The following is a 25,234-nucleotide window of genomic DNA, read 5'->3' as shown; positions in this document are numbered from 1 at the left end:
GCACCAGTCACGGGACGCGCCTGCCCCCAAAGCAAACGCAACTGCTACGCCAATCTTCCGAATGACATTTCAACGTTTAACTTGTCAGAATGTGGGGCTTGTTCAGTGCGCCGGATTACCCAAACACGAATTGCAGCCCAGAGATCAGGATCCAGCCACCGACAAACGCAGTGCCCGCGATCCGGCCTGGCGCCCAAAAATCGCGCAGAGCCAACGCAGTCACTGAACCCAATCCGATTAAGATCGCACAAGTCCACGCCGCCGTTGCCAACCCAATTACTGGAGGCAGAATCGTATTTTTCAACGCTTCCTCTTGCAATCCTACGCCGATCGCGAGCCCCAATGCGAACAAGGCCAGAGCCGAAAGCGGCCCCTTCCACCATGCTGCTTCGGATTGAAGAAATGCAGTCAGTGAAAAAATGGATGCGGTAAAAAACGAAAAGAAAATCATACATATACTATATCCTCTCGTTCCTTACCTGCAACCCTAAAGGGATCGATCTTTGACGGCACACGCCCTCACACCCAACTTACTTCGCCACCGGCGCCCGCTTGACCAGACCCAGCTTCTCACGCACCGCAGCCGGGCCAATCACCCGCGCACCCATATTCTCAATGATGGTGCCCGCGCGCTCGACCAGCTGCCAGTTCTGGGCCAACTCGCCCTTGCCCAGCCACAGATTGTCCTCAAGGCCCACGCGCACATTGCCGCCGCCCAGCACAGCGGCCGCCACATAGGCCATCTGGTCACGGCCCAGCGAGAACGCCGACCAAGTCCAGTCATCCGGTACATTGTTGACCATCGCCATGAAGGTGTTCAGATCGTTTGGCGCGCCCCAGGGCACCCCCATGCACAGCTGCACAAGTGCCGGACCGTCCAGAACGCCCTCTTTCACCAACTCCTTGGCAAACCAAAGGTGGCCGGTGTCAAAGGCTTCGATCTCGGGCTTCACACCCAGATCCGTCATCATCTGACCCATGGCGCGCAGCATGCCCGGTGTATTGGTCATCACATAATCGGCCTCGGCGAAATTCATCGTGCCGCAATCCAGTGTGCAGATCTCGGGCAGGCACTCGGCCACATGCGCCACCCGCGCCGAGGCACCGATCATATCGGTGCCTGCAGTGCTGACTGGCAGTGGGTTTTCCACGTCGCCGAACATCATATCGCCACCCATGCCAGCGGTCAGGTTCAACACCATGTCCACGTCCGAGTCGCGGATACGGTCGGTGACTTCGCGGTACAGACCCAGGTCGCGGCTTGGCACGCCTGTCTCAGGGTCGCGCACATGGCAATGTACCACCGCCGCGCCAGCCTTGGCCGCCGCAATGGCGCTTTCGGCGATCTGCGCTGGTGAGCGCGGCACATGTGGGCTGCGATCCTGGCTGCCGCCCGAGCCGGTCACGGCACAGGTGATAAAGACGTCTTTGTTCATATTCAGAGGCATTTTGCTTTTCCCCACAATGTACAGGGTTTTACCTAGAGTTATCCCCAGGCTCTTCCCCAGTTTCTTGTTTGCGTTGATCCTCACTGTGGCCCAGCCTTGAGGTCCAAACTTTACAATATGCGAATCGTACTTGATGAAATCCGCAAATAACATACTGCAGCCCGAGCACAGACCGCTGAAAACAGCGGTGCTGGTGCTGGACGAATGCAACACCCTGTCCTTTGCCGCCGTGGTCGACCCAATGCGCGCCGCCAACCGGCTGGCCGGGCGACATGCCTTTGACTGGGATTATATCACTGCCACAGACGAGCCCGCGATGCTGACCAGTGGCCTGACAGTGCCGGGCATCCCTCTGGCCCGGTTGCAGGGCTGCGAGTTGCTGATCGTAGTCGCCGGTTTCCAGCTGGCCCGCCACGCCACCCCCAGCCTGCTGGCCGGGCTGCGCCGCATCGCCGCCACCGGTGCGACGATCGCCGGCATCGACGGCGGCCCCTGGCTGCTGGCCGAGGCCGGTCTGCTGGACGGCCATGCCGCCACCACCCACTGGGAGGATCTGGACAATTTCGCCAGCCGCTTCCCCGAGGTCGACACCCGCCAGGATCGCTTTACCCTGTCCGAAGGCCGCCTGACCTCAGGCGGGGCCACCCCTGCGATCGAAATGATGTTGCATATCATTGGCGCACGCCACGGTATTGGCTTCGCTTCCCGTGTCGCCGGACTGTTCCTCTATGATGGTCCCTCTGCCCCGACCCGCCCACAAAGCCGTCTGGGCAGCCAGAAACACAATGCGTTGACCGCCAGGGCGAATGCCTTGATGGAATCGTCGCTGGATGAACCGCTGCCCCTCAGCCACATCGCCGAGAATCTGGGCACCAGCCCGCGCAGCCTGCAGCAACAGTTTCGGCTGCGTCTGAACACGACGCCACAGGACCACTATTTGCAACTGCGTCTGGCCGAGGCCCGCCGTCTGGTGACCGACACCAATCTGCCACTGATGGATGTGGCCATTGCCACGGGCTTCACCTCGCAATCAAGCTTTGCCCGCGCCTTTCGCACCGCTCACGGCAGCACCGCCCGCGATCTGCGCCAGGACAGCAGCCAGCCGGTCCAGCATTAGCGTCCCGGCTCTCGTCATTCGGGCGTCGTTCTCAAGACGGATTTGGGCTCCGCCTGTTCGATCCTGACGGCTCCGCCGGTTCAGACTTGAAACCATCCCCCGGATGGTTTCCGAGACAGCCTTCACCCCCCAGGTCCTTTCCAAGGCTGGCTTGGGGCTCCGCCCGTTCGATCCTGAAATGACCCCCCAGGTCCTTTCCAAGACGGATCTCACTTCATCTGGCCAAAAATATCCCGGGGGTGAATGGGCCGACAGGCCCAGAGGGGGCAGCGCCCCCTCCTTTTCCTTCTTAACGCGACAGTTCAATACGGCATTGGGTGGGCGCGATGGGCCTGATCGATCTCTTGCAAGACCTCATCGCTCAACCGAACATCCACCGCCCCCAAAAGATGCGTCAGCTGTGCTTGGGTGGTGGCCCCGAAAATCGCCGAGGCCATAAAGGGTCGCGTGCCGCACCAGGCCAGCGCCATCTGCACCGGGTCCAGCTGATGGCGAGCCGCGATATCCAGATAATCCGCCACTGCGCCGTAAGTCCGCGGCCCGTCCCGTCCGCCCAGCCCGGGCACCAGCGATTTGCGCGAGCCTTCAGGCACCGCGCCTTTCTGGTACTTGCCACTTAACAACCCCGCCGCCAGGGGTGAAAAAGCCAGCAACCCGACCTCCTCGTTAACGCTCAACTCGGCCAGATCGGTGTCATACAGGCGACACATCAACGAGTATTCATTCTGGATCGAGGCCACCCTGGGCGCCCCGGCCGCCTCGGCCAGGCGCAGCCATTGTGCGGTGCCCCAGGCGCTCTCATTGGACAGACCAAAGGCCCGAATATTGCCTTTGTCCACCTGGGCCTGCAGCGCCTCCAGGCAGTCGACCATATTAGCCAGCGTTTCCTCGCGGTTCTGCGACGACGGATCATAGGCCCAGTTCTTGCGAAACATGTAGCTGCCGCGGTTGGGCCAGTGGAACTGATACAGATCGATGTAATCCGTCTGCAGCCGCTTCAACGAGCCCTCAATTGTGGCGGCGATGGTTTGACTTGAAATCGGTGCACCGTCGCGCACATGCACCAGCCCCTCGCCCGAGTGTTTGGTAGCCAGAATATAGTCGCCCCGCCGACCCGTCTTGGCGTTCCAAGTGCCAATGATCTCTTCGCTACGACCAGTGGTCTCTTTGCGGACCGGATTGACCGGATACATTTCGGCGGTATCGACAAAATTCACCCCCGCTGCCAGCGCATAATCGATCTGCGCATGTGCATCCTGCTCTGGGGTCTGGGTGCCAAAGGTCATTGTCCCGAGACACAGTTCTGAAACTTCTAGTCCGGTGCGGCCTAACGGATTCATTTTCATGGTGCGCATTCCTTTTCTGTCGGGCGCAACCTTAGGGATTCAGCCTATGAGCGCAACCAACTCACATCGCGGCTTGAGGTTACCCGCATAATCAACCAGCCTGTCGCAAACACTCTGTCTTCATTCACTGCAAAAGGACATCCCATGCCACAGATCATCACCAAGGGCATCAAGGCCCTGCTGGCCGAAGCCAATGACAGTGTCACCACCCTGCCAGTGGCTGAGGCCAAAGCGCTCGCCACGGATGACGATTATGTCTTCGTAGACCTGCGTGACATCCGCGAATTGCGCCGCGGCGGGCTGATTCCGGGGGCGTTTTCCTGCCCACGTGGCATGTTGGAATTCTGGATCGATCCCGACAGCCCCTACCACAAGCCCATATTTAATCAGGACAAAACCTATGTATTCTACTGCGCCAGCGCCTGGCGGTCAGCCCTGAGCGCCAAGCAGGCAATGGAAATGGGCTTAAAGCCGGTGATGCATCTTGAGGGTGGCTTTGGCGAATGGGTCAAACAAGGCGGTCCTGTTGTGCCTCAGGAGGGGTGACGTCACAGGGCAGACACCATTATGCTGATTGAGAACAAAAAGAGAACATGCTAAAAATCTCGCATGTCGACTCACGCGCTCCACCCCCCGTCCCACCGCCCCCTTCACCACCGTCACCAGGTCTCAATCTGTGACGGGATTGCCCTGGATTATGGCCGCACCCATGAGGTCTGCGGCCCGGCCCGGCGCAGCTTTGCCCTGTGGCTGGCCGCAGCCACTGCGGGGCCGGTGCTGTGGATCTCTCCCGCCTGGGAAGTGGATCAGCTGAACCCCGACGGGATGATGAATTTTGCCTGCCCCAGCCGTTTTTTGTTTCTGCACACCGCCCGTCAGGATGATCTGCTTTGGGCCACCGAGGAGGCCCTGCGCGCCGGTCAGGTGCCGCTGGTGGTGACAGACCTGCGCGCACCGCCAGCCCTGAAACCGGTGCGGCGCCTGCATCTGGCAGCGCAAAGCGGCGGCCGACACGGGCCACAGCCGCTGGGATTGCTGTTGACACCGGGCACTGGCGGGGCCGCTGGCATCGAAAGCCGCTGGCACCTGGCCCCCGACCACCGGGATCAGCAGCGCCGCTGGCTTTTGCAACGGCTGCGCGCCCGCACCCTGCCGCCGCGCAGCTGGCAGCTGCACCACCCAGCCCCCCGGGCCGGACTGGAGGTGATACACCGACCAACGGCGGTTCGGTCTTGAGGGGCAGACGACATTAAGGACCGGATTTGGCAGGCAGACCTGGTAAGCAGACTTGGGGCTCTGCCCCAAACCCCGGGATATTTTTGGCCAGATGAAGTGAGATCCGTCGTGGAAATGATCTGGGGGGTCATTTCAGGATCGAACGGGCGGAGCCCCAAGCCCGTCGTGGAAAGGACCTGGGGGGGTGAAGGCTATCTCGGAAACCATCCGGGGGATGGTTTCAAGTCTGAACCGGCGGAGCCGTCGGGTCGAACGGGCGGAGCCCCAAGCACCTTTTTGATGTGGAAAAGACGCTGCAGGAAAAGGAGATGCATATTAAAACCATTATCCTTAAGGTAGCGGTCTGGAGGACCTCTAATCCTACGACGCCACGCCCTCATCCTGCTTGCCAGCGCCTGTGCCCTGCCCTCAACGGCGGTGGCGGCGCCCGTTCGCTATGTGTTGGTTTCCGACAAATCGCATGTTGGTTTTAAATTCAAACTGAATGGCATAACACAAAACGGCTCGATGCCGGTTGAACGGGCGGATATCCTCATTGATGCACAGAATCTGGCTGCATCCCGGATAGACGTCACCGTAGCTGCAGCGCGTGCGCGCACCGGGTTGATTTTTGTCACCCAGGCCATGACCGGCCCTGACGTTCTGAATACCGCGCAGTTTCCCACCATCCGATTTGTGTCGCGTCGCATCACCCTGGGCACCTTGGACCGGATCTCGGAGGGTGCAGCGGTCACTGGTGACCTGACATTGCGGGGGGTGACCAGATCGGTCACCTTGCAGGCGGCGTTGTATCGGCAGCCTGGCAGCGCCGCAGATGATTTGAGCCAATTGGATGTGGTCTTGAGCAGCACGTTAAACCGCAACGACTTTGGCGCATCGGGATTTCCCAATCTGGTCGCCGATACCGTCACCCTGGACATTCGCGCCCGGATCAACGCGGTCAAATAAACTGGCCCCAAAAGTCCAAATGCGACATTCCTGTCGAAAACCTATGTACCTCTGCGGCAGGACTAGGCATGGTGCGCAGCTATGCGCCTGATTATATCCTTTGCCGCCTTGTTCCTTTCTGTTGTGCTGTTGCAGCTGTCCACAGGAGGTGTGGGGCCACTGGATGCCATTTCCGGGCTGACCCTGGGGTTCAGCAAAGAGCAAATCGGTCTGCTGGGCTCGGCCCATTTTCTGGGATTTTTCATCGGCTGCTGGTGGTCGCCGCGGCTGATGGGCACGGTGGGACATTCACGCGCCTTTGCCGCCTTTACCGCGCTGGGGGCCATTGGCTTGATTGGCCATACCTTGACCGACAATCCAATGGCCTGGGCGGCCATGCGGATTGCATCGGGGATCTGTGTGGCGGGCTGTTATACCGTGATCGAGGCCTGGCTGAATGCCAAGGTTACCAATGAGAATCGGGGCCGGGCCATGGGCAGTTACCGGATTGTCGACATGGGCGCTTCGCTGGCGGCCCAGTTGATCATCGCGGTGCTGCCACCTGCGGCCTATGTCTCGTACAACATGCTGGCCATTTTGTGCTGCGCTGCGCTGCTGCCATTAACCCTGACCCGCGCCAGCCAGCCCGAGACCCCCAGCGCTCCACGGTTGCGCCCGAAACTGGCCTGGCGCTGCTCGCCCCTGGCGGTGGCCGGTGTGATTGTCGCCGCGCTCAGCTCGGCCTCGTTTCGGATGGTCGGGCCGCTTTATGGTCAAGAGGTCGGTCTGGGCATTGATCAGATCGCGTTTTTTCTGGCCGCCTTTGTGCTGGGCGGTGCCTTGGCGCAATACCCGCTGGGCTGGCTGGCTGACAAATACGACCGCCGCTGGGTGCTGATCTGGCTGTCCGTCGCCGCGATCCTGTCCAGCGGCATCACCATCGGCGCTGCTGGTCTGGGCACCCTTGCGGTGATGACCTCGGCGGGATTGTTTGGCTTTACCACCTTTCCGATCTTCTCGGTCTCGGCGGCCCATGCGCATGATTTCGCCAAGTCAGATGAGCGGGTCGAGCTGTCGGCCGCCCTGATGTTCTTCTTTGCCCTTGGCGCCATTGCCAGCCCGTTTGTGGCCTCGGCGCTGATCGAAAACTATGGGCCAAGTGCATTGTTTTCGATGATCGCCCTGGGTCATCTGGGATTGATTAGTTTTGGCCTGAGCCGGATGCGCGCCCGGCCGACCCCTGAAGAACGCACAAAATATGTCTATGCGCCGCGCACCTCGTTTGTCATCGGCCGCCTGCTGAAGCGCAGCCGCAAGAAATTGTGACGCGAAGACCGGTCAGACTAGATACACGCATAGGGTTATGCGATTGAACTGCCGACTGTGGCGCCTATAAGCTTTGATCATGTATTTAAACAGACCTCCGTATTCTTACCGCAATGATCACGAAATTCCCGCATTCACGGACATTGGGCCGGTCTGCGTCATGGACGCGCATTGCGCACTCTGTGCGCGTGGTGCCAAGTGGATCGCCCATAATGATCGCAACACAGACTTCAAAATTGTGCCGTTGCAATCGGAATTGGGCAGAGCCCTGATGACCCACTATGGCATGGACCCCGAGGACCCGACCTCCTGGCTTTATCTCACCGAGGGTCGCGGTTATGCTTCGCTGGATGCATTGATCCGCGTTGGCCATAGATTGGGACGTGGCTGGAAGCTATTGGCCATTCTGCGGCTGATCCCGCAAAGCCTGCGCGACATCCTCTACCGCAGTGTTGCCAGAAACCGCTACCGCTGGTTTGGCACCGCAGATCTGTGCAACCTGCCCGATGCCGAAGTACAAAAAAGGCTGATGGTGTGAAAATTCTTATTCTTGGCGGCTATGGCGTGTTTGGCGGTCGGCTGGCCGAATTGCTGTCGGACATCCCCGAAATTCACATGCTGATCTGTGGTCGCAGCCTTGATCGTGCAACGCAGTTTTGTGATACCTTTCAGGGGGCCGCAACTGTGCAACCTGTCCAGCTTGATCGCGGCGCACTGGATCAGCACATGGACAGGCTGCGCCCCGATCTGGTCATTGATGCCTCGGGGCCGTTTCAGCAGTATGGCGATGAGGGTTATGTGGTCATCGCGGCCTGTCTTCGCTTCAAAGTCAGCTATCTGGACTTGGCTGATGCCGCGGAATTCGTGTTTGGGGTGTCCCAATTTGATCAAGCGGCCAAAGACGCTGGTATTTTCATCCTGTCGGGGGTCAGCAGTTTTCCGGTCCTGACCGCCGCCGTCCTGCGCGAGGTCTCCAAGACCATGACAGTTGAGACTGTCCATGGTGGCATTGCGCCCTCGCCCTATGCGGGGATAGGTCTGAATGTCATGCGCGCGGTGCTCGGCTATGCCGGCGGACCGGTGAAACTGACCCGGGATGGCATGCATATCACAGCGCGCGGTCTGACTGAAAGCAAGCGATATACAATTGCCGTGCCCGGTCATTTGCCGCTCAAGAATATCCGCTTTTCGTTGGTCGATGTGCCTGAATTGCAGGTTCTGCCGCCTGAATTCCCCGAGCTTAAGACGATCTGGATGGGGGCTGGGCCGGTGCCCGAGATCCTGCACCGCATGTTGAACCTGCTGGCACGGGCCCGGGCCACGTTCAACTTGCCCAGCTTTGTCACGCTGGCCCCGTTGTTCTATAAGGTCCTGAACCTTATGAGGTTTGGCGAACACCGTGGCGGAATGTTTGTCCATGTGACCGGGCAGCGCGATGGGGTGACCACTGAACGCTCCTGGCACCTTTTGGCCGAAGGCGATGATGGCCCCTATATACCGTCGATGGCCATTGAGACCATTGTCCGGAAACATCTGAACGCCGAGCCCCCCGAACAGGGCGCCCGTCCGGCAACGCAGGCCCTGACGCTTGCTGACTATCAGGCGCAATTTGACAAGCGGACCATATTTATGGGATTTCGCGACCCGCCAAAGACCACTGCGCCCCTGTACCGGCAGGTCCTTGCAGGCGCTTTTGACAGGCTGCCACCGCAGGTTCAGGCCCTTCACGACGACACAGCAGCGCGCACATGGGCGGGGACGGCCACTGTGCAACGCGGCACCGGCATACTGTCCAAAGCACTGGGGAAACTCATTGGTTTGCCAAAAGAGACCGATCACTGTCCGGTCAAAGTCCAGTTCGATCCGCATAAGGGCGGCGAGAGATGGACACGTACCTTTGGCACCAAATCCTTTTCTTCGCTCCAGTTCCCAGGCACCGGCCGCAACGCCCAGCTGTTGGTCGAGCGGTTCGGCCCTATCGACGTGGCACTTGCCTTGGTGCTAGAGGACGACAAATTATTCCTGATCCCGCGCCGATGGTCGCTGCTGGGCATACCATTGCCCAACATGTTCTTACCGGCGGGCAAAAGCTATGAGATGCAAAAGGACGGGAAATTCCACTTTGATGTCGAAATTTCAGCCCCGTTGATTGGCTTGATTGCCGCCTATCAAGGGGTGCTGACACTCAGCCCACAGCCGTAGCCCGATGCGCGTATAAGCGATAGCAGCCAACCGGCCCAGCGTTCTTCGCCGAAATATATAGTGGATCAGGCAGGACAATCTCAGGGCCGAACAGAATCCGGCCCTGACCAAAAACTCAAACCTGAACCCTTAGTTCACTGTGACGTCCGATGCGTCCTCGGGTCCGGTCTCATCTGTCTCACTTGCCTTGGACGGCGCTGACAAAGCGCCATTGGCAAGACCGCTGACACCGTTCTCCATGGACAGACCCAGTTCTTCGCCCAGCTTCTTCAGGGCTGGCATCTGCACTGCCATGCCCATGATCGAGTCGAGCGCCTGATTGACCACTGGCTTTTCACTGTCACCTCCGCCGGCCCCACCCGAGGCGCCTGCGCCGTTGCCGCCAATGCCGCTGACCTGATGGATCTTGATCGAGTCGATCTTCTCGGCCGGTTTGACCATTTCAGCAATGATTCCTGGCATCGCTTCGATCCGCGCCATGTCAACCCGCATGCGGATCTGATCCACGGACAGCACATTGTCGGCTTCGACGATTGCGCGCTTACCTTCGGCTTCGGCCAGCATGTCGTTCTTTTTAGCCTCAGCGCGAATGTTCAGCGCATCGGCTTCGGCCTGGGCTTCCTCGCGGCGGGCATCTGCCCGGTCCGCTGCTGCGTCCTTTTCAGCCAGCGCTGACAACCGAATAGCGGTGGCCTGACGTTCGGCCTCCTGGGTGGCCTCGATCAGCACAATCTGCTTCTGGCGCTCGGCTTCGGCGACTTCACGGGCGGTGGTCACCGACTCGGTTGCCTTTGTGGCTTCGGCCCGGGCCAGATCCGCCGAGGCCCGCGCCCGGCTTTCTTCCTCAGATTTCTGAGCAACAATAATCTGGCGTTCCTGCTCGGCCACCTCCAGCTCACGCTCTTTGCTGATCTCAGCCTCACGAATTTTACGTTCGCGCTCAATATCAGCCGAGCGAATGGATTCTTCACGTGCAATACGCGCATGCTCTTTTGATTGCTCAGAACTTTCATTGTGTTTGGCAATCTCGGCTTCTTGCGCCGCCCGCAACAATTCCACCTGCTGGACCTGTTCGATCCCGGCCTGCATTTCATCCTGCTCAATCCCCAGACGCTCGCGCTCGGCCTCCATATGGGCGCGGCGCACCGCCACCTGCGCTTCGGCCTCAATCTGGGCGCGTTCTTTCTTTGACTTAGCGATCACTTCGGCCAGCTTGCGCATGCCCACCGCGTTAAAGGCGTTGTTTTCATCCAAAGCCTCAAACGGGGTCTGATCCAGCGCGGTCAGCGAGACCGATTCTAAGGACAAGCCGTTCTTCAACAGGTCCTCGGACACCGCATTCTGCACCTCTTGCACAAAGTCGGCGCGCATTTCATGCAGCCCGTCCATGGTCATCTGCGCTGCCACCGCCCGCAGGCCATCAATCAACTTACCCTCGATCAACTCCCGCAATTGGTTCACATCAAAGGTGCGGTCGCCAAGCGTTTGAGCGGCACGGGCGATGCCCTCTTCAGTGGCGTTGACCGAGACATAGAATTCGACGCCCACATCAACCCGCATCCGGTCTTGTGTGATCAGCGCCGCGTCACCGTTGCGCTGCACCTCAAGGCGCAGGGTTTTCATATTGACCGGGCTGACCTCGTGCAGCAATGGCACCACAATGGTACCGCCATCCATGATCACCCGTTTTCCGCCGGCCCCGGTTTTAACCAGACTCACCTCGCGGGTAGAACGCCGATAAAGGCGGCCCATAACCAAACCTAATAGGATCAAAAAAACCAGAAAACTGGCGACGGAAATCAACATAAACTCAAACTGCATGAGTTACCTCCAAAAAATAGGTTTCAAAAAACGATCAGTCGGACAGACCGATCAAAACATAAGTGCCGCTGCGACGATCGCGCAGCACCATGACCTCTGTTCCCTGTGTCAGGGTTTCATCATCGCGCAGGGGTTCAGCCCGCAGGTGATGCGCATTGCCGAACCGGTCGATGACCCGCACCTCAGCCGGGCGACCACGCGCGGCAGTGCCCTGGGTTATGATACCACGGCGACGGCCCAATTGATCCATCGACGAGACCTCGGTTTCGGTCTGCGGCAACAGCCGGGCAAAGACCCCACCAAAGCCACGCGCAAACCACAGGCCAAAGGCCCCCGCAGGTACAGCCGCCAGTAAGGCCGGGGCCGTTAGGCCGAACAGCTCTTGCAGGGCAATTTGCAGGCCCAGGCCACTCAGGCCAAAGCCCATCAACAGCGCCGCCAGCCAGATCAATGTCGGCATTTTGCCAAGACCCAGCCAACTGGCCAGCCCCCCACTGACCTCGACACCGGTCTCGGCATCAAATTCAGCCAGTTCGAGGTCGGCGGGATCCACCAAGGCCCCTTCGGCATCAAGGTTCAGATTAAAATCACCCAGATCAGGCGCATCACCGATATCAAGACCAGCATCACTGTCACCCGTCATGAAACTGCCGCCCAGCAACAAGGCCACCAGTTCAAGCCCCATCAGGCCGAACAAAAGCGCCAGAGCAAAGGAAAAAGGTGCAAATGCACCTCCGAGCAGGAAGTCAAACATATATGGGCCGCCAATCAGTTGGTATGCAAAGGTATACAGTAGAAATGGGAGCCGCATGTACTGTTTTCAAGAGGTTAGGAAAAAAATCCCCGACCACATGTCAAAATACGCTCCCTTACTTCCAATGACATACACGACCAAAGGCCCGCCGTCAGCTGTGAAAACAAGGGGAATCTCTGGGAACCCGGCGCAGGGGGATTTCTTACCGGGCAGAGTTGCGCTAAACGGGCTGTCAGACAGCTAGGCGGAAACCTGATATGGCACGAATTCTCATTACCTCGGCGATCCCTTATATCAACGGGATCAAACATCTGGGCAATCTGGTGGGCAGTCAGCTGCCAGCCGATTTATATGCCCGCTACCATCGTGGCCGTGGCAATGAAGTGATGTTTCTCTGCGCCACCGACGAACACGGCACCCCGGCCGAGCTGGCTGCCGCCAAGGCAGACAAACCAGTCGATGAATTCTGCGCCGAGATGCACCAGGTTCAGGCCGGTATCGCCAAGGGGTTTGGCCTTAGCTTTGACCATTTTGGCCGCTCAAGCAGCCCGCAGAACCACAAGCTGACCCAGCATTTCGCAGGCAAACTGGCCGAAAACGGCCTGATCCGCGAAGTGGTCGAAAAGCAGGTCTACTCTAACGCCGATGGCCGTTTTCTGCCGGACCGCTATATCGAGGGCACCTGCCCCAACTGCGGCTACGACAAGGCGCGCGGCGACCAATGCGAGGAATGCACCAAGCAGCTGGACCCCACCGACCTGATCGACCCACGCTCTGCCGTGTCGGGATCGATCGACCTTGAGGTGCGCGAGACCAAACATCTGTACCTGTGCCAATCCACCCTGAAGGACCAGCTGGACGATTGGATCAATTCGAAACATGACTGGCCAGTGCTGACCACCTCGATTGCCAAGAAATGGCTGCATGACGGTGACGGGCTGCGTGACCGGGGCATCACCCGCGATCTGGACTGGGGCATTTCGGTCAAAAAAGGTGATCAGGACTGGCCCGGCATGGACGGCAAGGTGTTCTATGTTTGGTTTGATGCCCCTATCGAATACATCGCCTGCGCAGGCGAGTGGGCCGAGGCCAATGGCAAGGCTGACACCGACTGGCAGCGCTGGTGGCGCACCGACAAGGGCGCGGACGACGTCAAATATGTGCAGTTCATGGGCAAGGACAACGTGCCCTTCCACACCCTGTCCTTTCCGGCGACCATTCTGGGCTCGGGCGAGCCATGGAAACTTGTGGACCACCTGAAATCGTTCAACTACCTGAATTATGACGGCGGCCAGTTCTCGACCTCGCAGGGGCGCGGCGTCTTCATGGATCAGGCACTGGAGATCCTGCCGGCCGACTACTGGCGCTGGTGGTTGCTGTCACACGCCCCCGAAAGCTCGGATTCGGAATTCACCTGGGAAAATTTCCAGCAATCGACAAACAAGGATCTGGCCGACGTACTGGGCAACTTTGTCAGCCGCATCACCAAATTCTGCCGCGCCAAGTTTGGCGAAGTGGTGCCCGAGGGCGGCGCATATGGTGAACAAGAACTGGCGCTGATCGCTGAACTGACCACCCGCATCCGCGCTTATGAGACCCAGATGGAGGCCATCGAGGTCCGCAAATCGGCGCAGGAGCTGCGCGCGATCTGGGTGGCCGGCAACGAATATCTACAAAGCGCCGCACCCTGGTCGACCTTCAAAACCGACCCGGAGAAAGCCGCGACGCAGGTCCGCATGGGTCTGAACCTGATCCGCCTTTATGCAGTGCTGAGTGCCCCCTTCATTCCCACCGCTGCCGCCAGTATGCTGAGTGCGATGAACACGCTGGACACCCGCTGGCCGGACGATGTAGCCGCCGCGCTGGACGCGCTGCCCGCTGGCCACGATTTTGCAGTGCCCGAGGTTCTGTTTGCCAAAATCACCGACGATCAGGTCGAGGACTGGCGACAGCGGTTCTCTGGGGTTCGCGACTAAACGGCATCGCCCATCCCACCATGACTACGCAAACGCGCCCCTATTTGGGCGCGTTTTTTTGTGTCCAATCAATCCGTAACTGCGGGACGGCAAACCCGCCGTTGCACGCGAGTGCCATGGAATTTTTTAAGAAGTTTATATCTGAGTAAAAAACTCAGGTTGACATACCTGAGTAAATAAATCAGGTTAGTCCCAATCCAGCCAGCCTGTGTATTTTCAGGTCAGCCCACACAGCAACAAACACATTAGATCGTACCATGCCGCACAGTATTTTTTCCGGGCAGAAACCCCAGCCATCAGCGCCGATCCAGCCCATGCAAGATCCGCTTTGGACGTTGGTTTTAACTGAGCCGGAAACCCTGTCTGGCTTTTGTCTGGACTGGATCCAGGACCGGGCCGATCTCAACACAGGGCGACCAACATGAATATGCACGTATCCGAAGTGGCGGCTCCCACTACCGAAGTATTCCCAACGTACCACGCCGAGGATCTGACACGCGGTGGCATCCAGGCCCGGATTCTGTTGAACGGCCAGATCTACTGCCTGCGCATCACCCGCGCCGGAAAACTGATCCTGACGAAATGAACCAAGTTACACAGGCCCGTGGAGGCGCCACCGTTGGCGTTCTCTCCGAACTGACCTCCGTTGAAGCGACCGCTGTGCGTCACCTGCGTCAGTGGTTTACCACTCCCGAAACCCGTCTGGAAATGCGTGATGATGTGACCAAGGCGTTGGGACCAGATCTTTCAGACATCGCCATCGAAACCTTTGGCAAACTTTGCATGCTCTGCGTTCAACACGGGCGCCGCCCGCTGGTCCGTCACGGCATGACCTGTTCCTGCCTGGGTGCGGATGAAAACTGTTTCGCCAATATGATCGCCGCCGCCGCGGATGGCCAGATCGAGGACACTCTGATGTTTGCCTCGCTGATCGTGCGCCCGTCCAGAGCACGCGAATTGCTGCCGCTGGCATCGCAATTTGGCCATTTGCTTCGGCAGATGACCACCTCAGTGCCGCCCAGCGCGGTCCAGAGCCCCGTTTTAAACACACTGCACTAATGCAGCACCCACCAAGGACTCATTTTGATGAAAACACTGACACTTGCCGGCACTGCCTTGACGGTTTTGGCTGCCGGATCCACGTCTGTTATCGCCGCCGACACAGCCGCAGTACTGACCAATTACTCCAATATCGCTGAAGCCAAATACCAGGACAGCCTGACCACGGCCATGGACCTGCAATCCGCCGTCGAGACCCTGCTGGCCTCTCCTTCAGCCGAAACCCTGGACGCGGCCCGCTCCGCATGGCTGGCCGCGCGCGTGCCATATCAGCAGTCCGAAGTGTTCCGCTTTGGCAATGCCATCGTTGATGACTGGGAAGGCAAAGTAAACGCCTGGCCGCTGGATGAAGGCCTGATCGATTATGTCAGCACCTCATATGGCGGACCATCGGACGAAAACGCCCTGGCGGTTCTGAACGTCGTGGCCAACCCCTCGTTTGAACTGTCCGGCAAAACCATCGACGCCTCCGACATCACTCCAGCCCTGCTCGAAAGTGAACTGCACGAGGCTGACGGTGTCGAGGCCAACGTCGCAACCGGATACCACGCCATCGAATTCCTGCTTTGGGGCCAAGACCTGAACGGCACCAACCACGGCGCGGGCAACCGCCCCTTCACCGACTATGCCATCGGCGCTGACTGCACCAACGGCAACTGTGACCGTCGTGGCGCTTATCTGAAGGCGGCAACCGAGCTGCTGATTTCTGATCTGGATTGGATCGCCGCCCAGTGGGCTATCGATGGTCAAGCCCGCACCATTCTGCTGGCAGACGAAAATGCTGGCATTTCGGCCATGCTGACCGGCATGGGCTCGCTGTCTTATGGCGAACAAGCGGGTGAGCGTATGCGTCTGGGCCTGATGCTGAACGACCCCGAAGAAGAGCATGATTGCTTCTCGGACAACACCCACAACAGCCACTACTATGACGGCAAAGGGGTGCAGAACGTTTACTTGGGCGAATACACCCGCGTGAACGGCGAGGTTGTCTCGGGTGCATCGCTGTCCGATCTGGTTATGGCTGTAAACAAGGACCTGGACGCCGAAATGCGCACCAAGCTCACCACCACCATGGACGCTTTGGGCGCCATGAAAGCTGCGGCTGATGGTGGCTTCTCGTACGATCAGATGCTGGAGCAAGGCAACGCCAAAGGCCAAGCGCTGATCATGGATGGCATCAACGGTTTGGTTGACCAAACCAAGTCAATCGAACGTGTTGTCTCCACTTTGAAACTGGACGGTATCGAGTTCGAAGGCTCCGACTCGCTGGACAACCCATCGGCGGTTTTCAACTAAGCCTCCCAGGATGGACCTGCTTTTCCGGGCAGGTCTATGGGGCTGTTCAATAACCAATGGATTTTCCCACAAAAAAGACTTTTCCGAACAGCCTCAAAGGGTCGCGATATCTCTCGCGACCCTTATCAATTTGCATAGTCTGCGCCCACTACTGTGCTCACGTGCTAGCCTGCTTCACAAGTTCTTCCACCATGGTTTCAAGTTTCGGTTTCAAATGCTTGGCCAACTTGAGCGTCGCTCTGTTCAAGCGATTTGGTTTTCCAACCTCCCCGCCCCAGAAATTCCTCTTGCCACGCCCTGGCACTACCGTCTCGATACTGGCGTAGGGATATCCATTTCCTACATCCAAAAAAAGCGCCTCGGCGGTGTTGCTCCCTGGATCATAAGATACCACCAACACGTAGTCCAAATGACGGGACGCCGCTAGCTGACGGATTTTCAATTGGTTCATCCCGTAGCGTCGGATCTCCAACATATTTGCCTCTAAAGGTCCAAGATGCACAACGCTACCAAGCGCGTCAGTTAAGCCTTCAGTGTACAAGGCCCTCTCGTTATCGGGCATGTTTGTCAGATCTCCATAGACCAAGCGAACCACCCCCGTTCGAGCTGGGAAACTCAGATCCGGCTCATATGCAGCAAATTTTGCCACCTCCGGATCGACAATGCCACTTTCCGCAAGATAGGCACGCCCCGAGGTACTTTGAACCTCTGGTGAACAGGCAGCAATAAACAGTGCTGTTGTTAGTATTATTGTCCGTAACATAGTGATCTCCGATAAATGTGCAATGTGCACATGTCACATTTGGACTTTCCCGTCTACAAAAAATGTGCAATCAACACATTTATGGAGAATATTCTTGATCGCTTGTTCCGCCCAGTTGCCCGCCTTGCGATTGCCAAGGGGTTGCGCTTTGCCGAGGTGGCAGAGAGTCTACGTCGATCGTACATTGATGTTGCCAGAGATCTGGCCGGACCAGATGCCAATGTCAGCAAGCTCAGCATGATGACAGGGCTTCAGCGACGGGATGTGACACGCCTGCTAGAATCTCAAGTCTCTGCGGAACCAAAAACACCAGACCAACTACCACGCTTGGTGGCGCGTTGGCTTGCTCAATTCGATGGCGCACCGCTCCCACAACACGGCCCGGATGCGTCTTTTGACGCCCTCGCCAGATCAATACGCAAAGATGTTCACCCAAGATCAATGCTAGACGCCCTGATCGCAGCGGGAACCGTGTCGGTCTACGCCGGTGAAGTAAATTTGCTAAAAAAAGCCCACGTACCTCTCGAAGGTTCAGATGAACAAATTCGCTACCTGGGGGAAAATATCGGCGATCACCTTGCAACTGCTGTTGGAAATGTTCTGGGGGACACACCCGCCTATGATTTGGCCGTCCACTACAACGGACTAAGTGTCGAAGCCGTCAAAGAGCTCGAGGAGTTATGGCGCATACGAATGGGACCGGTTTTGCGAGAATTGAATGCCCGTGCGCTTGAATTTCAAGAGAATGAAAATGGACCTGCTCGCTTCCGCGGGGGTGGTTATTTCAGGTTAGAGGTTGAAGAATGAGAACTGTTTTTGTGCTTATATTGCTTCTTGGGCTTGCCGCATGCGCCAGCGTCTCCCCTTGCCCAGATCGCCAGCCGGATGGCGGCATTGGAGGAACAGGTGAGTGTAAGAGCGAAACAATTGCGCTAGCGGGTTACGACCTAAAACCCGATCCACCAAGACATATTTAGGCAGACTTACACATTTTAGAAATTTTCCCGCCGACAATCCTGACAATATAACTAAGAATAATACTTGTATTCCGAGTATTTTTGTCGGAATACAAAATCAAATGATGCACGACACTCATTCGGCAGGACTAGAACAATGATCGTTTGCCACTGCACTCGGATCTCAGATCACGATATTCACGCTGCGGTGGATTGGATGCGCAGCGCGGATCCCGACGCCATCATCACCCCTGGAAAGGTCCACCACCCCTTTGGCAAAACAGCGGATGATGGCGGATGTAGGCCGCTCTTCCTCGGCACAATGCGCGCCAAGACTAACCTCAGGGTACCTGCTCAGCTGGCAAATCTGCGCAGCGGGTTATCCAATGAGAGTGATGATGAAGGGCGACGCCAAGGTACTCGACTATCTGAACAAAGCACTGCGCCATGAACTGACCGCCGTAAGCCGGTATTGGCTGCATTACAGGCTGCGAGACGACTGGGGCCAGGGCAGCATGGCCAAGAGAAGCCGCGAAGAAAGCATCGAAGAGATGGAGCACGCGGACAAACTGATTGAAAGGATCATATTTCTGGAAGGTCACCCAAACCTCCAAAAGCTAGACCCATTGAAGATCGGACAAACACCAAAAGAAGGCCTCGAATGCGAGCTGAACAAAGAAGCTCGCGATGTCTGCAAAGAGGCTGGTGATGATGTCTCGATGGGATTGTTCGAAACCGTGATGAAAGACGAAGAGGGTCATATCGACTTCCTCGAAATACACCTTGAATTACACGACAGAATTGGTGCTGAAAACTTTGTTCAACTCAACGCGACCAAATTGGAAGACGCAGATTAAGGCAACAACGGTTGCCGCCCTTGCAGCGACCACCCCCGTTCAGGCACTGGACCTGAATGCCCTGCAATTGAGTGACCCCCACCTCAACATCACTCCGCGCACCGATACCGAACAGACCCGGATCACATCCGTGACTGCACCGGCTGTTTCATTTGATGCAGCAGAGCAATTCGAACAAAATCAGGCAGGCGCCGCCACTGTACGCGCCCGCATCGATGACGAGGCCTTTTCCCAGCACTCGGCCAATATCAGCTTTGAACAAGAGCTGGAGTTCAAACTCGGCAACGGGTTGTTCAAGAAAATCTGGGTCTTTTCGCCGGCTTCCACCCTTGCCTCTGATGGCTTAGGCCCGCTGTATAACGCCCGGTCCTGCCAGCGCTGCCACATCAAAGATGGTCGCGGCCATATCCCGCAAGGCGCCGATGACAGCGCCGTCTCGATGTTCCTGCGCATCTCCATTCCCGGTGATACACCTGCTGAAATGGCTGCGGTGCACGACTACATCGGCATGGCTCCAGATCCCAACTACGGCACCCAATTACAGGACTTCTCGCCACCGGGCATGGCGCCGGAATATCAGTTCTCGGTCACCTATAAGGATGTCGAAGTCTCCCTGTCCGGTGGCGAGGTCGCGACACTGCGCGCGCCCAGCTATCAGGCTCTCAACCTGGGCTATGGACCATTGCATGCTGATGCCATGTTGTCGCCAAGAGTGGCCCCGCCGATGATCGGCCTGGGTTTACTCGAGGCCATTCCTGTTGAGGACATTCTGGCCCAAGCCGATGAAGACGACGCCAATGGTGACGGCATTTCCGGGCGCCCCAATCTGACCTGGTCGGCTGAGTATGATCAGGTCATGCTGGGCCGCTTTGGCCTGAAATCGGGCCAACCCACGGTGCACCAGCAATCCGCCGGCGCTTTTTCCGGCGATATCGGCATTTCAACCCCGCTGTTTCCAGACCCATGGGGCGAATGCACCGAGGCGCAAACAGACTGCCGCGCGGCACCCCACGGTGACGAAGATGCCCGCGATACCGAAATCGACCAGCCCAACATGGATCTGGTGACTTTCTACAGCCGCAATCTCGGCGTCCCTGCCCGGCGTGATCGCGACGATCCACAGGTTCTGCGCGGCAAACAAGTGTTCTATGACACCGGCTGCACCAGCTGCCACACACCTAAATTTGTTACCGCCCGCCTGACCGACCGCCCCGAACACAGTTTTCAGCTGATCTGGCCCTACTCGGATCTGTTGCTGCATGACATGGGTGAGGATCTGGCCGACAACCGCCCCGAGGGGCGTGCCACAGGGCGTGAATGGCGCACGCCGCCGCTTTGGGGTGTTGGCCTCACTCAGCAGGTTTCGGAGCAGGCCGGCTTTCTGCACGACGGCCGCGCCCGCACCCTGCTCGAGGCGGTGCTTTGGCATGGGGGCGAGGCACAGGTCGCACGCGACACCGTTGTGCAACTCGCCCCCGAAGACCGCGCTGCCCTTATTCGCTTTCTGGAAAGTCTCTAAATCATGCGCGTCACAGTCCTCACCCTTGCTGTTGGCCTCAGCCTGTCGTCACTCTGCGCCCGCGCAGATATGGTGGACGATATCCTGGACCAGCAGATACTGCCCGGCATGACAACCCTTGCCAGCAGTGCCCACCAATTGTCGCAGGTCGCGCAGACCGACTGCCAGCCCGGTTCAGCCCAATTGCGTGACGCCTATGGGGTTGCCTTTGATGCCTGGATCTCGGTCAGCCACCTTCGTTTCGGCCCCACCGAGACCGACAACCGCGCCTTTGCACTGGCCTTCTGGCCAGACAGCCGCAGCAAGATCCCCAAGGTACTGTCCCAGATCATCACCAAGCCCGCACCGTCACTGGACCTGCCCTCAGAGTTTGCCAGCTACTCGATCGCGGCACGCGGGTTCTATGCGTTGGAGTTCCTGCTTTATGATTCGGTGTTGAGCAGTCACGGCACAGCAGCAGCGCGCTGCCGCCTGACACGGGCCATCGCGCAGGACATCGCCAGCACCACTGACGCCATCCTGTCCGACTGGCAGGACACCTACGCCGCGCAGATGCGCAGCCCCACAGACCGCTATCAATCCGAGGCCGAGATCAAACAGGAACTATTCAAAGCCCTGACCACGGGCTTTCAGGTCACTGCCGATATGCGTCTGAGCCGCCCGCTGGGCAGCTTTGACCAGCCCCGCCCCAACCGCGCTGAAGCCCGCCGGTCAGGCCGCAGCCTGCGCCATGTTCGGCTGTCCCTGCAAGCACTAGAGCCGCTTGCCGTGACTTTGGCCGGCGACAACGCAGATCTGGCCGAAGCATTCCGGGCCGGGTTCGCCACGGCCCTTAGCGCCACCGCCCGTCTGGACGATCCCAGCTTTGCCGGTGTCGCAGATCCCAGCAGCCGGTTCCGGATTGAAGCCCTGCAAAACCAGGTCAACGCGCTGCGCGGCCTTGCCGAAACCGATCTGGGCCCGTCACTGGGGGTTGATGCGGGTTTCAATTCACTGGACGGTGACTGATATGGGGTCTCGCAGACAGTTCCTCGCTGGCCTGCTGGCCACCGGACTGGCGCCGCAAGCCAGCTGGGCGGATTTGGGCTGCCCGACCTATCTGTCAGCTGCCAAACAATCAGGCGGAGCCTATGTCCTTGCCGGGCTGGCCGCGCAGGGAGACCTGCTGTTTTCCTGCCCGTTGCCAGATCGTGGCCACGCCGCCAGTGCCCATCCCATCCGCCCCGAAGTGGTTGGGTTTGCCCGCCGTCCGGGGCGTTTTGCAGATGTCATCGACTGTCGCAGCGGGACACGGCTGGCCCGGCTAACGCCCCCCACCGGGCATCATTTTTACGGGCACGGTTGCTTTAGTCCCGACGGCAGCCGCCTGTATACCACTGAAAACGAATATGGCACCAGCCGCGGGGTGATCGGGGTTTGGGACAGCACTGACAGCTACCGCCGCATCACCAGCTTTGCCTCGGGCGGCATCGGGCCCCATGAGGTGCTGCTGCGACAGGATGCACCCGGCCTGGTCGTTGCCAATGGCGGCATCCAGACCCATCCCGACAAGGGCCGCGACAAGCTGAACCTCGACACCATGCGGCCCAACCTGTCCTATCTGGGGTTTGACGGCAGCGTCGATGACCAAATCCAGCTACCAGATGACCTGCACCAAAGCTCGATCCGCCACCTGGCGATGCGGGCTGACGGCACAGTTGGCTTTGCCATGCAATGGCAGGGTGCGCCGGGCGCCGACGTGCCCATCGTTGGTGTCCATAGACCCGGTTCTGCACCGCGCCTGCTGGCCGAAGATGACCCCCGCCTGCGCAATCTGAATGGCTATGGCGGCTCTCTTCAGTTCTCGGCGGACGGAACGACCATCGCCGTCACCTCGCCCCGTGGCGGCGTGGTGCAAATCTTCAACGTGGCCTCTGGGGGTTTACTGCAAGAACACCATCTTAATGACGTCTGCGGGTTGGCCACCAACAAGAGCGGCTTCCTTGCCAGCAGCGGCACCGGCAGCCTTGTCGCGCTGACCAGAACCACGATGACGCCTTTGGCCCAAGCCAACCTGCGCTGGGACAATCACCTGATCCGCCTGATCTAAGATCACTGGCCTGTCCCGTTAAACCGCCACCGGCTAAAATTGCCAACTCGAAAGTGACTCGAAAACAATTAGTGACATTACGAAAATAACCCACTAGAACGCCGGTGAAGGGACATCCCATGGACGCTGACAGCCGCCACACCGAAATTCTGAAACTTCTGGACACCCAAGACCGGGTCGAGGTCGAAGACCTGGCCACCCGGTTTGACGTCTCCCTGCAAACCATACGGGCAGACCTGCGCGACCTAAGCGCGCGCAACGCGCTGTCGCGGGTGCATGGTGGTGCTGTCCGTATCAGCTCGGCTGCCAATCGCGTCTACGCTGACCGCCGCAAGATCAACGCCACTGGCAAACGCGGAATGGCGGATATCGCGGCGGATCTGATCCCGGAAAACTGCTCGATCTCGCTGAATATCGGCACCTCAACCGAACAGGTTGCCCGCGCCCTGGCCGGTCACCGGGGGCTCACCGTCCTGTCGAACAACATAAACATCATCAACGCAATGATTGGCGGCCAGACCAAAGAGCTGATCCTGGTTGGCGGAACAGTGCGCCAAAGCGATGGCGCCATTGTCGGCGAGGACGCGGTGGAGTTCATCTCCCGCTACAAGGTGGACTTTGCCATCATCGGTGCCTCGGCCCTGGACGCCGATGGTGCCGTGATGGACCACGACGCCCGCGAGGTTTCGGTGGCCCGCGCCATCCTGCGGAATGCCCGCACCAAGGTTCTGGTCTGCGACAGCAGCAAATTCCAACTTTCGGCCCCGGTGCGCATCTGTTCGGTGGCCGATCTGGACGTGGTGATCACCGATCAGCCTGTCCCAACTGACTTTGCCAAGGCCGCGACCCTGTCTGGCACTCGCATCCTGACTGTCGGTCAAAACGAAAGTAACGAAAATGACTGATCACCCAATCACAGACCTCTTCATCATCGGCGGCGGTATCAACGGCTGCGGCATTGCCCGCGACGCTGCCGGGCGCGGCATGTCCGTCACCCTGGCTGAAATGAACGATCTGGCCTCGGCCACCTCTTCGGCTGCGACCAAACTGTTCCATGGCGGCTTGCGCTATCTGGAGTATTTTGAATTTCGTCTGGTCCGCGAGGCCCTGATCGAGCGTGAAGTGCTGCTGAAGGCGATGCCGCATATTTCCTGGCCAATGCGCTTTGTACTGCCATTCCACAGCGATATGCGGTTTGACAACGACACTCCGACGTCCAAGCTGCTGTCCGGCATCATGCCATGGATGAAGGGCCGCCGCTCGGCCTGGCTGATTCGTCTGGGCCTGTTCATGTATGACACTCTGGGCAAACGCGGCATCCTGCCCGGCACGGCCAAGCTGGACCTGACCACAGACGCGGCTGGCAAACCGCTGAACGACAAATTCAAAACCGCATTCGAGTATTCGGATTGCTGGGTCGAGGACGCGCGTCTGGTGATGCTGAACGCCCGCGACGCGCAGGCCCGTGGCGCCACGATCCTGCCGCGCACCAAGGTGATCGCGACCGACCGTCAACCCGATCACTGGGTGATCACACTGCAAGATCGCGACAGCGGTAAGACCCATACCCGCCGCGCCCGGATGCTGGTCAATGCAGGCGGGCCCTGGGTGGCTGAGCTGCTGAAAAATCAGCTGAAAATCAAAAGTCGCGAAACCGTGCGGCTGGTGCGCGGCAGTCACATCGTGGTGCCCAAACTCTACGATCATGACCGCTGCTACTTCTTTCAAGGCACCGACGGGCGGATCATTTTCGCCATCCCCTACGAGGAAGATTTCACCCTGATCGGCACCACCGATGCGGATCACAGCGATGCCGACATCGCCCCTGAATGTTCGGAACAAGAACAGGACTATCTGGTCAAATTTGCATCCGAATATTTCGCCAAGCCAGTAACGCGGGATCAGATCGTCTGGACCTATTCCGGCGTGCGCCCACTATATGATGACGGGGCCAGCTCGGCCACGGCGGCAACGCGGGAATATGTGCTATCACTGGACAACGATGCCGCGCCGCTGCTGAACATCTTTGGCGGCAAGATCACCACTTACCGCAAACTGGCCGAGGCCGCGCTGGTCAAAATCGGCGAGGCGCTGCCCGGTGTGAAGCCCAAATGGACCGCAGGTGTGGCCCTGCCCGGCGGTGATTTCGCGGTCGCGGATGTGAAGACACTGCAAGACAAACTGGCCGCCGACTATCCTTTCCTGACCGCTTATGCCTCCCGACGCCTGATACGCGCCTACGGCACCGAGGCCTGGACGGTGCTGGGTGATGCCACGTCTGCCAGTGATCTGGGGCAGGATTTTGGCGCCACCATTACCGCGCGTGAACTGGACTGGGCGATAGCCCGCGAATGGGTCCGCTCGGGCGAGGATTATCTATGGCGGCGAACTAAACTGGGCCTGCGCCTGACCGAGGAGCAACGTGCAGCGGTGGACGGTTACATCACCAGCCAAGTGGCGACATAAAATCAAGGGCGCGCCTGACCTTGGGGAGGTGCAAAGCGCCTTCCCGGGTGGAAGGTCAGGCGCGCCCGGCCTATCG

Annotated in this window: 24 protein-coding genes; 18 read left to right on the top strand and 6 right to left on the bottom strand. The window is 58.7% G+C overall.

What is annotated here, in order from left to right; translation table 11 throughout:
* Window positions 1–115: 115 nt before the first annotated feature.
* Both EBB79_RS05510 and bcoG read right to left on the bottom strand, forming a co-directional pair.
* Window positions 116–451 (bottom strand): hypothetical protein, encoded by a 336-nt coding sequence (locus EBB79_RS05510; protein ID WP_127747969.1) that lies wholly within the window; start codon window positions 449–451, stop codon window positions 116–118.
* Window positions 452–530: 79 nt separating this feature from the next.
* Window positions 531–1,448, bottom strand: coding sequence for a 3-dehydrocarnitine:acetyl-CoA trimethylamine transferase BcoG (gene bcoG / locus EBB79_RS05505; RefSeq protein WP_127747968.1), 918 nt, complete (start codon window positions 1,446–1,448; stop codon window positions 531–533).
* A gap of 133 nt (window positions 1,449–1,581) precedes the next feature.
* On the opposite strand from bcoG, the gene EBB79_RS05500 reads away from it, so the two are divergent.
* Window positions 1,582–2,565 carry a GlxA family transcriptional regulator gene (locus tag EBB79_RS05500; RefSeq protein WP_127747967.1) on the top strand — a complete coding sequence of 328 codons (984 nt, stop codon included), beginning with the start codon at window positions 1,582–1,584 and terminating at the stop codon, window positions 2,563–2,565.
* Window positions 2,566–2,867: 302 nt separating this feature from the next.
* Here EBB79_RS05500 and EBB79_RS05495 read toward each other — a convergent pair whose 3' ends face one another.
* Window positions 2,868–3,911 carry an aldo/keto reductase gene (locus tag EBB79_RS05495; RefSeq protein ID WP_127747966.1) on the bottom strand — a complete coding sequence of 348 codons (1,044 nt, stop codon included), beginning with the start codon at window positions 3,909–3,911 and terminating at the stop codon, window positions 2,868–2,870.
* A gap of 144 nt (window positions 3,912–4,055) precedes the next feature.
* On the opposite strand from EBB79_RS05495, the gene EBB79_RS05490 reads away from it, so the two are divergent.
* The 6 genes from EBB79_RS05490 (at window position 4,056) to EBB79_RS05465 (ending at window position 9,602) form a co-directional block, all read left to right on the top strand.
* Window positions 4,056–4,457 carry a rhodanese-like domain-containing protein gene (locus EBB79_RS05490; RefSeq protein ID WP_127747965.1) on the top strand — a complete coding sequence of 134 codons (402 nt, stop codon included), beginning with the start codon at window positions 4,056–4,058 and terminating at the stop codon, window positions 4,455–4,457.
* Between the two features lie 63 nt (window positions 4,458–4,520).
* The gene (locus tag EBB79_RS05485; RefSeq protein ID WP_177627778.1) at window positions 4,521–5,147 is read left to right on the top strand and encodes an ImuA family protein; all 627 of its coding nucleotides are present in this window, start codon (window positions 4,521–4,523) and stop codon (window positions 5,145–5,147) included.
* Window positions 5,148–5,564: 417 nt separating this feature from the next.
* On the top strand, window positions 5,565–6,095 hold the full coding sequence (locus EBB79_RS05480; protein WP_338045792.1) for a YceI family protein: 531 nt from the start codon (window positions 5,565–5,567) through the stop codon (window positions 6,093–6,095).
* A gap of 81 nt (window positions 6,096–6,176) precedes the next feature.
* Window positions 6,177–7,400 (top strand): MFS transporter, encoded by a 1,224-nt coding sequence (locus EBB79_RS05475; protein WP_127747963.1) that lies wholly within the window; start codon window positions 6,177–6,179, stop codon window positions 7,398–7,400.
* A 79-nt stretch (window positions 7,401–7,479) separates the two neighbouring features.
* Window positions 7,480–7,938, top strand: a complete 459-nt coding sequence (locus EBB79_RS05470) for a thiol-disulfide oxidoreductase DCC family protein (protein ID WP_127747962.1) — start codon at window positions 7,480–7,482, stop codon at window positions 7,936–7,938.
* Window positions 7,935–9,602 (top strand): SDR family oxidoreductase, encoded by a 1,668-nt coding sequence (locus EBB79_RS05465; RefSeq protein ID WP_127747961.1) that lies wholly within the window; start codon window positions 7,935–7,937, stop codon window positions 9,600–9,602. The genes EBB79_RS05470 and EBB79_RS05465 overlap by 4 nt, the downstream gene beginning before the upstream one ends.
* Window positions 9,603–9,731: 129 nt before the next feature.
* On the opposite strand, the gene EBB79_RS05460 is transcribed toward EBB79_RS05465, so the two are convergent.
* Both EBB79_RS05460 and EBB79_RS05455 read right to left on the bottom strand, forming a co-directional pair.
* Window positions 9,732–11,423, bottom strand: coding sequence for a flotillin family protein (locus tag EBB79_RS05460; protein ID WP_127747960.1), 1,692 nt, complete (start codon window positions 11,421–11,423; stop codon window positions 9,732–9,734).
* A 34-nt stretch (window positions 11,424–11,457) separates the two neighbouring features.
* A complete protein-coding gene (locus tag EBB79_RS05455) occupies window positions 11,458–12,234 on the bottom strand; it encodes an OB-fold-containig protein (protein ID WP_238705003.1) in 777 nt (258 codons plus the stop codon).
* 200 nt (window positions 12,235–12,434) lie between these two features.
* Here EBB79_RS05455 and metG point away from each other — a divergent pair, with 200 nt between their 5' ends.
* The 4 genes from metG (at window position 12,435) to EBB79_RS05435 (ending at window position 16,508) form a co-directional block, all read left to right on the top strand.
* Window positions 12,435–14,153, top strand: coding sequence for a methionine--tRNA ligase (metG, locus tag EBB79_RS05450; RefSeq protein WP_127747959.1), 1,719 nt, complete (start codon window positions 12,435–12,437; stop codon window positions 14,151–14,153).
* Window positions 14,154–14,580: 427 nt separating this feature from the next.
* A complete protein-coding gene (gene hemP, locus EBB79_RS05445; protein WP_338045801.1) occupies window positions 14,581–14,739 on the top strand; it encodes a hemin uptake protein HemP in 159 nt (52 codons plus the stop codon).
* Window positions 14,736–15,212: a hypothetical protein gene (locus tag EBB79_RS05440; protein WP_127747957.1), complete on the top strand. Its 477-nt coding sequence runs from the start codon at window positions 14,736–14,738 to the stop codon at window positions 15,210–15,212. Before hemP ends, EBB79_RS05440 begins: the two co-directional genes overlap by 4 nt.
* A gap of 27 nt (window positions 15,213–15,239) precedes the next feature.
* On the top strand, window positions 15,240–16,508 hold the full coding sequence (locus EBB79_RS05435) for an imelysin family protein (protein ID WP_127747956.1): 1,269 nt from the start codon (window positions 15,240–15,242) through the stop codon (window positions 16,506–16,508).
* Between the two features lie 157 nt (window positions 16,509–16,665).
* On the opposite strand, the gene EBB79_RS05430 is transcribed toward EBB79_RS05435, so the two are convergent.
* Window positions 16,666–17,271: a hypothetical protein gene (locus EBB79_RS05430; RefSeq protein WP_127747955.1), complete on the bottom strand. Its 606-nt coding sequence runs from the start codon at window positions 17,269–17,271 to the stop codon at window positions 16,666–16,668.
* Between the two features lie 39 nt (window positions 17,272–17,310).
* Between EBB79_RS05430 and EBB79_RS05425 the strand changes: the two genes are divergently transcribed.
* The 7 genes from EBB79_RS05425 (at window position 17,311) to glpD (ending at window position 25,158) form a co-directional block, all read left to right on the top strand.
* Window positions 17,311–18,078: a DUF6502 family protein gene (locus EBB79_RS05425; protein ID WP_127747954.1), complete on the top strand. Its 768-nt coding sequence runs from the start codon at window positions 17,311–17,313 to the stop codon at window positions 18,076–18,078.
* A 547-nt stretch (window positions 18,079–18,625) separates the two neighbouring features.
* Window positions 18,626–19,084, top strand: coding sequence for a bacterioferritin (bfr, locus tag EBB79_RS05415; RefSeq protein WP_127747952.1), 459 nt, complete (start codon window positions 18,626–18,628; stop codon window positions 19,082–19,084).
* Entirely contained in the window at window positions 19,080–20,603 is a 1,524-nt protein-coding gene (locus tag EBB79_RS05410) for a di-heme oxidoreductase family protein (RefSeq protein ID WP_127750889.1), read from the top strand. Before bfr ends, EBB79_RS05410 begins: the two co-directional genes overlap by 5 nt.
* A gap of 3 nt (window positions 20,604–20,606) precedes the next feature.
* A complete protein-coding gene (locus EBB79_RS05405; protein WP_127747951.1) occupies window positions 20,607–21,611 on the top strand; it encodes an imelysin family protein in 1,005 nt (334 codons plus the stop codon).
* 1 nt (window position 21,612) lies between these two features.
* Window positions 21,613–22,692, top strand: coding sequence for a DUF1513 domain-containing protein (locus tag EBB79_RS05400; RefSeq protein ID WP_127747950.1), 1,080 nt, complete (start codon window positions 21,613–21,615; stop codon window positions 22,690–22,692).
* Window positions 22,693–22,811: 119 nt separating this feature from the next.
* Window positions 22,812–23,597 carry a DeoR/GlpR family DNA-binding transcription regulator gene (locus EBB79_RS05395; RefSeq protein ID WP_127747949.1) on the top strand — a complete coding sequence of 262 codons (786 nt, stop codon included), beginning with the start codon at window positions 22,812–22,814 and terminating at the stop codon, window positions 23,595–23,597.
* A complete protein-coding gene (gene glpD, locus EBB79_RS05390) occupies window positions 23,590–25,158 on the top strand; it encodes a glycerol-3-phosphate dehydrogenase (RefSeq protein ID WP_127747948.1) in 1,569 nt (522 codons plus the stop codon). Before EBB79_RS05395 ends, glpD begins: the two co-directional genes overlap by 8 nt.
* Window positions 25,159–25,234: the final 76 nt, after the last annotated feature.

The organism is Parasedimentitalea marina, assembly GCF_004006175.1.
GTDB classification, from domain to species: domain Bacteria; phylum Pseudomonadota; class Alphaproteobacteria; order Rhodobacterales; family Rhodobacteraceae; genus Parasedimentitalea; species Parasedimentitalea marina.
This window is presented reverse-complemented; position numbering and strand designations above follow the sequence as displayed.